The 7,664-nt window shown below is 53.9% G+C and carries 10 protein-coding genes; 4 read left to right on the top strand and 6 right to left on the bottom strand.

Annotated elements, in window-relative coordinates; genetic code table 11:
* Positions 1 to 214 precede the first annotated feature (214 nt).
* Complete coding sequence (locus tag ACLQ7H_RS00400) at positions 215 to 451, bottom strand: hypothetical protein (RefSeq protein WP_411750965.1); 237 nt, start codon at positions 449 to 451, stop codon at positions 215 to 217.
* A 170-nt stretch (positions 452 to 621) separates the two neighbouring features.
* On the opposite strand from ACLQ7H_RS00400, the gene ACLQ7H_RS00405 reads away from it, so the two are divergent.
* The gene (locus ACLQ7H_RS00405; protein ID WP_021805739.1) at positions 622 to 831 is read left to right on the top strand and encodes a hypothetical protein; all 210 of its coding nucleotides are present in this window, start codon (positions 622 to 624) and stop codon (positions 829 to 831) included.
* Positions 832 to 968: 137 nt separating this feature from the next.
* A complete protein-coding gene (locus tag ACLQ7H_RS00410) occupies positions 969 to 1,976 on the top strand; it encodes an NAD(P)H-quinone oxidoreductase (protein WP_411750966.1) in 1,008 nt (335 codons plus the stop codon).
* A 303-nt stretch (positions 1,977 to 2,279) separates the two neighbouring features.
* On the opposite strand, the gene ACLQ7H_RS00415 is transcribed toward ACLQ7H_RS00410, so the two are convergent.
* Both ACLQ7H_RS00415 and ACLQ7H_RS00420 read right to left on the bottom strand, forming a co-directional pair.
* On the bottom strand, positions 2,280 to 2,669 hold the full coding sequence (locus ACLQ7H_RS00415; RefSeq protein ID WP_411750967.1) for a YidB family protein: 390 nt from the start codon (positions 2,667 to 2,669) through the stop codon (positions 2,280 to 2,282).
* Positions 2,670 to 2,755: 86 nt separating this feature from the next.
* Positions 2,756 to 3,004 (bottom strand): GlsB/YeaQ/YmgE family stress response membrane protein, encoded by a 249-nt coding sequence (locus ACLQ7H_RS00420; protein ID WP_411750968.1) that lies wholly within the window; start codon positions 3,002 to 3,004, stop codon positions 2,756 to 2,758.
* A gap of 532 nt (positions 3,005 to 3,536) precedes the next feature.
* On the opposite strand from ACLQ7H_RS00420, the gene ACLQ7H_RS00425 reads away from it, so the two are divergent.
* On the top strand, positions 3,537 to 3,953 hold the full coding sequence (locus tag ACLQ7H_RS00425) for a VOC family protein (RefSeq protein WP_411750969.1): 417 nt from the start codon (positions 3,537 to 3,539) through the stop codon (positions 3,951 to 3,953).
* Between the two features lie 47 nt (positions 3,954 to 4,000).
* On the opposite strand, the gene ACLQ7H_RS00430 is transcribed toward ACLQ7H_RS00425, so the two are convergent.
* Positions 4,001 to 4,198 (bottom strand): hypothetical protein, encoded by a 198-nt coding sequence (locus ACLQ7H_RS00430; RefSeq protein ID WP_411750970.1) that lies wholly within the window; start codon positions 4,196 to 4,198, stop codon positions 4,001 to 4,003.
* Positions 4,199 to 4,324: 126 nt separating this feature from the next.
* Here ACLQ7H_RS00430 and ACLQ7H_RS00435 point away from each other — a divergent pair, with 126 nt between their 5' ends.
* Positions 4,325 to 5,884 carry a diguanylate cyclase gene (locus ACLQ7H_RS00435; protein ID WP_411750971.1) on the top strand — a complete coding sequence of 520 codons (1,560 nt, stop codon included), beginning with the start codon at positions 4,325 to 4,327 and terminating at the stop codon, positions 5,882 to 5,884.
* A 2-nt stretch (positions 5,885 to 5,886) separates the two neighbouring features.
* Here the strand turns inward: ACLQ7H_RS00435 and ACLQ7H_RS00440 are convergent, their stop codons facing one another.
* Together ACLQ7H_RS00440 and ACLQ7H_RS00445 are read right to left on the bottom strand one after the other, a co-directional pair.
* Entirely contained in the window at positions 5,887 to 7,032 is a 1,146-nt protein-coding gene (locus ACLQ7H_RS00440; protein ID WP_411750972.1) for an AAA family ATPase, read from the bottom strand.
* 60 nt (positions 7,033 to 7,092) lie between these two features.
* On the bottom strand, positions 7,093 to 7,664 hold a 572-nt coding region (locus ACLQ7H_RS00445; RefSeq protein WP_411750973.1), incomplete at its 5' end, for a MaoC/PaaZ C-terminal domain-containing protein.

Raw genomic sequence — 7,664 nt, forward strand, 5'->3', positions numbered from 1 at the left:
ACTAGAAAGGAAATTCGTCAGTGAAGAGCTATCAAGGATAACGCTTTAAATTTGAACTACTTTACTCAAAATGTCGTGCATAAATAGGTCTGTACCACAGGCCGAGAATCATTAACTCATGTCGGGCATATAATAGCAACTCTTTTTAGCTCGTGAGGCTGGAAAGGGAGAGCGAACGCACAGAATTTGCTCCCCGCTGGCGAAATTATCGGCGTTATCCTGTGGATTTCACTGACAATGGTGGTAACGCAGCCCCGCAAAATTTACAAAACTTCGCCTCGGTTTCATGGCCGCCACGTTCGCATTGCACACAATGGCGCTGCTCCCGATAACGTTGCATCTCCTGCGACATGTAGTTACCAAACAACAGCTGATAGCTCCGCTGACGCAGGGTCTGTTTACGCACTTTGATGGTCATTGTCCGATGTCGGGTAAAATGATTTACCCACATACTAGATCCGAACCTGCCCACCACCAAATATAACCTGTGACAGGGTCATGAGAAAACAAGCGCCGAGCCGCAGAATGGCCCCGCGTCATATTTTCATCACAAAAATGTCACAATCCAGCCATATGATGATTGGCGACTATCCGCACCGGGTTAACACCAAGGATTTCGTTATGAACACCGTAAAAGCCATTAACCACCAACAGGCAGAGACGCTGATCCGCTCTGGATCGGCGAAAAAGATTGAGCTGGCCTATGATATTGACAGCGACGACTTCTTCCAACTCGCCAGTCTGTGGTGCGATCAAGGCGCCAAGATTTCCAAAGGCAAAAAGCACTTTATCGTCTCGCTGAAAGGTTTTCGTATTCCGCCAAACGACTGATCCTATGCCCCCTCTGCGGCGGCATCCCTGCTTATCTATGTAAAACCGCCCTTTCGCGCACATGCCAACTCTGCTATCTGTATAAGATAATCCCGCCGGGAATACCCCGAATACGCAGATTGATCAAGGAGAACGGCATGTCAGCCAATGCACCACTACCTGATAGCATGAAAGTTATCGAAATCAGCCAGCCGGGCAAACCAGAGGTTCTGGTGAGTGCGGAACGCCCGTTGCCGGTATTGGCCCAGGGAGAAATACTGGTGAAAGTCGCTGCCGCAGGCGTCAACCGCCCGGATGTGATGCAACGCCGTGGACAATATGCCCCACCTCCGGGTGCCTCGGACATTCCCGGGTTGGAAATTGCTGGCACGGTGGTGGCCGTTGGCGTTGGGGTACAACGTTATGCGCCCGGCGACGCCGTGTGTGCGCTGATCGCCGGTGGTGGCTATGCCGAGTACTGCAAGGTGCATGAAAGCAATGCACTGCCGGTCCCCCAAGGCTTTAGCATGATAGAAGCCGCCGCCATACCAGAAACCTTCTTCACCGTTTGGGTCAACGTCTTTCAACGTGGCCATCTTCAGGCAGGGGAAACCGTGCTCATCCACGGTGGCACATCTGGGATTGGCACGGTCGCGACCCTGTTGGCCAAAGCCTTCTGCGCCTATGTCATTACTACCGTTGGCTCAGAAGAGAAGCGAGAGGCCAGCCTGGCGTTGGGTGCCGACGTCGCCATCAACTACCGCACCGAAGATTTTGTCGAACTGACCAAAACCGCCACCAATGGGAAAGGGGCCGATGTCATCGTCGATCTGATCGCGGGGGATTACGTGGAGAAGAACTACCGCGCCGCCGCAATGGACGGGCGTATCGTACAGATCGGCACGCAAAACGGCGTAGTGAAAGAACTGAACCTGATGCCACTGCTGCTTAAGCGCCTGACCCATACCGGCTCAACGCTGCGGGCGCGTAGTGTGGAAGATAAAGCCCAGATCGCTGGCGAACTGGAGCTGAAGGTGTGGCCGTTGCTGGAACGTGGGGCGTTAAAACCGCAGATCTTCCAGACTTTCCCGCTAGAACTTGCCGCACAGGCCCATGCCTTGATGGAGTCCAGTGCGCATATCGGTAAAATTATGCTGACGCTGTAATAACCCCCCTCCGGCCAGAAACCGGAGGGCTAGGCTGTGTCCCTCAATTGACCGTGGTGCCGTCGCAGTCCCAAAAGCCCGTAATCAAGGCGGAGGGTGCAGGGCCTAGTGGGTCTAAGTTCAAGCCCGACAACGCTGCGTACGGGCTTTTGGGGTGCGCCCCTTCGGGCTGGGGCCATTTGAACGCGTATCTGCGTTACTCCCCGCTTATTTGGGCCCACCAAACTTCACGGCTCGTGCCTTGCAACGCGTCCAAATGACCTCCAGCGGCACTCACGTGCAATTAAGGGACACAGCCTCATATCAGCCGAACAGTTTGCCTTTCAGCAAATCCATGCCGGCGCTCATCAGATCGCCGCCCTGTGGCTCTTGGCCATTGGGTGACAGTTTGTCGGTGATCATCGGCAAATACTGGGCAATCAGGGCAGCAGCCTGCGCCGGATCGATCCCCAATTTGCCAGCCAGCTGTGCAATAGCATCGGTGCTTAACGCCTGCTCAACATGTTCACCACTGATTGGCTGGTTTTCACCCGTGCCGATCCAGGAGGCGACAATGTCCGCCAAATTTCCCTGGCGGAATTTGTCCAGAATGGCCGGCAAGCCCCCTTGCTGTTCCACCCACTGCAAGATGGCGCTGTAATCCATGCCTTTGCCACCGCTCAATGCCCCGACTAACCCATCCAATAATCCCATTGCTATCCTCTTCTCAGAACGCTGTACGCTCATCGCATTTAAAAGAAAAAGGGCCGCCGCAGCGACCCCAGTTGATCGAACCCGGCTTAGCTTCTGATCTTTCTGTAGACAAAAAGCACCACCAGAGCACCGATAACGGCAACCACAAAGCTGCCCAGGTTAAAGCCATCGACCCGGCCCATACCGAAGAAGGTGCTGATATAACCGCCGACAACGGCACCCACCACACCCAGGATCACGGTCATGATAAAGCCGCTGCCGTCTTTACCCGGCATGATCCACTTGGCTAAAATACCAGCGATTAACCCAAAAACGATCCAGGAAATGATACCCATTTTTACTCTCCCTAATTGACCCGTTGCCCGAACTTGCTGGCAACCGCATTATCAAGACGTTTTCCGTCAGAGACCACCCTCTGACAGTATTTACGTCTCTGTACCTTACTACTATAGTCAAAAATCAGCGAGTTACCTACCTCTTGCAGTCTGAAAATCACTGGGTGAAATTTGTGCAATTTTCATCGAATTGTCATGTTGAGCGGTGAGAATCAGCTATACTGAATGATGCTCAACTGAACGTTGACCGAGGATGGCACCATGAGCAACCCCCCTTTCATGCTGTTTTTGGTTTTGGTCTATGCCCTGGCCGCCGTATGGGATGGCTCCGCTTCGCTGTTGTTTATGTAAAAGTTGCCGACCCTTCCTGGCTAGAACGTTTTATTCTATTTTGGCTTTCCTCGGCCCCGCTGTTAAGCATGCGCCGCCCCTACCAATTCAGCAACATTGCCAATCTAATACTGGTGAAGTTTCAATAAGTTATATCTGTCTCATGCCGTCCTGACGAGCATGGGATGAAAGAGGAGCAATTATGTTGATTCAACCCTATCTGTTTTTTGCCGGTAACTGTGAGCAAGCGGTGAATTTTTATGCCCAACAGTTAAACGGCAATATAGAAATCTTGATGCGTTACAAAGATATTCCGGCAGAGGAACAGCAAAATGGCCCGCCCAATACCGACCCTGACTCGATTATGCATGCCAGGCTGGTGATTGGGGATAACGTCATTATGGCATCGGACGGTTGCCCGTCCGAGCCAGGTGGGCCGACACATAGTGGTTATTCACTGTCGATCCACAGTGAGAACGTCGAGCAAGGTGAGGAGGTGTTTAACCGGCTAGCCCAAGGTGGCAGTATCACCATGCCTTTCCAATCGACCTTCTGGGCCAAGGGCTTTGGCATGCTGACCGATAAGTTCGGCGTCAACTGGATGGTCAACGTTGAATAGCCACATGGGTGCAGTGCCTTGTTCCTAAGGGCAGGCACTGCTCAGCACTAACGATGCCAGCTATAAGCCACCAGTGAGAACAACACAAACAACATCAGCAACACTATCAGAGCCAACCGCCAGAAAGGCGATCTGCGCCGCTGGAACGCGACAATCATCAACCCGGCCAGCGCCAGGAGCGTAAACGGGTAATATACCGCCAGCGTCAGTAAAACCTGCAACATTGCATCAGATAGTGCTGCCATGCGCCTCCCCGGGGCCAAATTATGCTGAACATATCCTGGAAATATAACGAAACATGCAAGACGGAAGTATAAGGGTTAAGATTGTTCGCAATCCCCGTACCCAACTAATTCCATGACAGGAATGCTATGCTAGCACCACAGCTCCCGCCCCAAAAACAGCAATTCCCCGGGAAAAAGAAAAACTCGCCGTTACTCTATCAGGCTGGCGTGTTTGTGATTATCGTCGTGTTCACCCTGATCATGTTCAATGCCTGGCAAATCTGGAACGCTCATCAACGCAACCTGCAAATTGCCGCAAATGACTCAGAGAATCTGGCCCGCTCGCTGGCACAGCATGCCGAAGATAGCTTTGCGCAGGTAGACAATAACCTGAGCGATCTCAGCGAACGCATTGAAACCGATGGGTTAGGCGAATCTCAGCGTTTACGCCTGCAAAAAGTCATGCAGACTCAGGCCAGTAACTTCCCGCAACTGCATGGCAGTTTTGTCTATGATGCCCAAGGCAACGGGATCCTGACGTCCAATGGTAAGCCCCTCAGCCATGCCAATAATGCTGACCGGGCGTACTTTAAATACCACGTCACTCATAACAATAATACGATTTATATCGGCAAAGTGATCCGCAGCCGCTCGACCGGCGATTTGATTATCCCGATCTCGCGCCGCCTGAACCATGTGGACGGCAGCTTCGCCGGCGTGGTGATTGCCACGCTGTATGTCGATTATTTCCGCCAGTTTTACAACACCTTTGCCCTTAACAACAATGCCTCCCTCAGCCTGGTACTGGCCGACGGCACCATTTTGTACCGCCGCCCGTACAACGAGGAGGCCATCGGTAAAAACATCTCCCATAGCATTTTATTCCGCGACGTTCTGCCGCACTCCCCCTTTGGCAACGTCACCCAGGTCTCACAGTTCGACAATGTAGAACGGGTTTATGGTTATTCGCAGGTTGCTCGTTATCCGCTGGTGATCACCGCCGGGCTATCGAAAAAAGACGTGCTCGCCGACTGGCGCAGTGATGCGTCACTTTTTGCACTCGGTGGAGGAGTCCTGCTGTCCATACTGCTGGCCCTGGGATTGGTGCTGATACGTCAGATTAACCACAGCGTACAGACCGAAGTCGAGCTGGTGCGCACCCGGGATCAACTGACGTTGATGAACCACACGCTAGAAGAACTGGCCTTGCTAGATGGCTTGACCGGCCTGGCCAACCGCCGCCAGTTTGATATCGCGCTGAAAAACGAAATGACACGGGCGGCACGCAACGATCGCAGCGTAGCCCTGTTGATGGTGGATATTGATTATTTTAAACAGTTTAACGATATCTACGGCCACGTGGCTGGCGATCGGTGTTTGCAGCAGTTAGGCCGCATGCTGCAAAGCATGGTCAACCGCCCTGGCGATCTGATGGCGCGTTACGGCGGTGAGGAGCTGGCAATCATTTTGCCGGATACCGATCTTCAAGGCGCCATCGCCTTTGCCGAACGGGTTCTGGAGGGCATCCAACAGTTGAGGATCGCCCACACAGGCAGTCCGCTGGGGATTATCACCGCCAGCATTGGTGCCAGTGCTAAAGTCCCGCATCCGTATAACGATACGCCGTTGAGCTTGGTCAGCGTGGCGGATAAGGCCCTGTATACGGCGAAAAAAGGCGGTAAAAACCGGGTTTGCAGCAGCCTCTAGGTTCAGGCTTGCTGTTCCACCACGGTTTCGCCCTGTTGTTGAGAGAGCTGGTAATGCGTCACGATACAATGTTCAGCGATCAAACCCGCCAGTAACGGAGAATGGCTGGTCACCCACAACTGGCTGTAACGGCTGGCCTCGGCGATCAACTGTGCCAACGCGGGCAATAAATCCGGGTGCAGACTGTTTTCCGGCTCGTTCAATGCCATAAAGGCCGGAGGTCTTGGACTGAGCATCGCTACCGCCAGGCACAGAAAGCGCAGCGTACCGTCGGAGAGTTCGGCGGCCTCAAGTGGCCGCAGGATCCCCTCGCGATGCATCACCAACTGGAATCGTCCTTGCGGTGCCTGCACCTTAAACGTTGAATCAGGGAAAGCCTGTGCCAATGTTTCATACAGCAAAGCGCGATTACCGACCTCATGAATGGTTCTAAATGCCGACGCAAGGTTACTGCCATCATGCGCCAGCACCGGGGCACGAATGCCGATCTGGGGCACACGCAACGGCGAGCCAGGCCAAACCGCAAACTCATGGTAAAAACGCCACTGACGCAGAATTTCCCTGGCCTGTGATAGCTCGGGATAAAGATGCGGATCGGACAACTGACCAAATACTGACTCTTCCGCATACAACACGGCGGGATAGGCAGCCCGCTCCCCCTGCACGTTGGTGAGAAATGCGGTTTGATTGACGCGCTCCAGCAGGCGCATCGAATTCCGCCGCCCATGCCCACTCAACCACAGCGACTCCCGCTTGACCAGCGGATCCAGCGTAAACAGGCTCGGATCCTTCTCGTCATTATCAGGTGGGGGAAAACCGAGCTGGATTTCATAATCAGGTGGGGGAAAACCGAGCTGGATTTCATAATCAAAATCCTCCAGGGTGGCAGACAGGATCATCCGTTTGGGATCGCCGCGTTTATCACCCAAGCGTGCTCCGCCCGCCCACATCGCATTCTGGATACCGCCCTCTTCTGCCAAGGCGGAAGAAAGCCGACCACAAGCCGCCTCGTGGATCAGCCGCACGGCTTTATACAGATTGGATTTACCACAACCGTTTGGGCCGCTGATCACATTCACGCGGCCAAGGGTGAGCTGCACATTGCGGATGGAACGAAAGCCATTGAGGCTAAGCTGTTGAATAGTCATGAGTGATAATTTCAGCAAACAATGAGGGCATCTTAACATGATGCCCCCGACGATCCAGCCCTACTGCGCCGTGTTGAAATCCCCTTCCTGGCGTGCCACCAGCGTCAGAATGCTGTACAGCGCCACCGCCTGCTGATGCTGGTTAAGCACCTGCACATCCCAGACCACCACGCCATGCGGGCGATCCTCGGCAGTTTTTTGCGGCTTGCGGATTTTCTTTTTGCAGGTCAAGCGCACCTGAATGGTATCGCCAATCTTCACCGGCTCGACAAAGCGCAGGTTTTCCATGCCGTAGTTGGCAATCACCGGCCCGACGCCCGGATCGACAAACAGCCCGGCGGCAGCAGAAACCACAAAGTAACCGTGGGCCACACGCTCACCAAACAGTGACTCCGCCGCGCCGATCTTGTCCATATGCGCGTAGAAGTGATCGCCGCTCAGGCAGGCAAAGTTCACGAGATCGGCTTCGGTAATGGTACGGCGGGCGGTCAGCAGGCTTTCACCAATCTGCAACTGCTCAAAGTATTTGCGGAACGGGTGTACCTGCTCTTCCACTACGTCGGCACCCCGTACCCATTCACGGCTGATGGCCGCCAGCATCGACGGGCTGCCTTGGATCGCCGTGCGCTGCA

The sequence above is a fragment of the Serratia sp. (in: enterobacteria) genome (assembly GCF_046715635.1).
Taxonomy (GTDB): Bacteria; Pseudomonadota; Gammaproteobacteria; order Enterobacterales; family Enterobacteriaceae; genus Chania.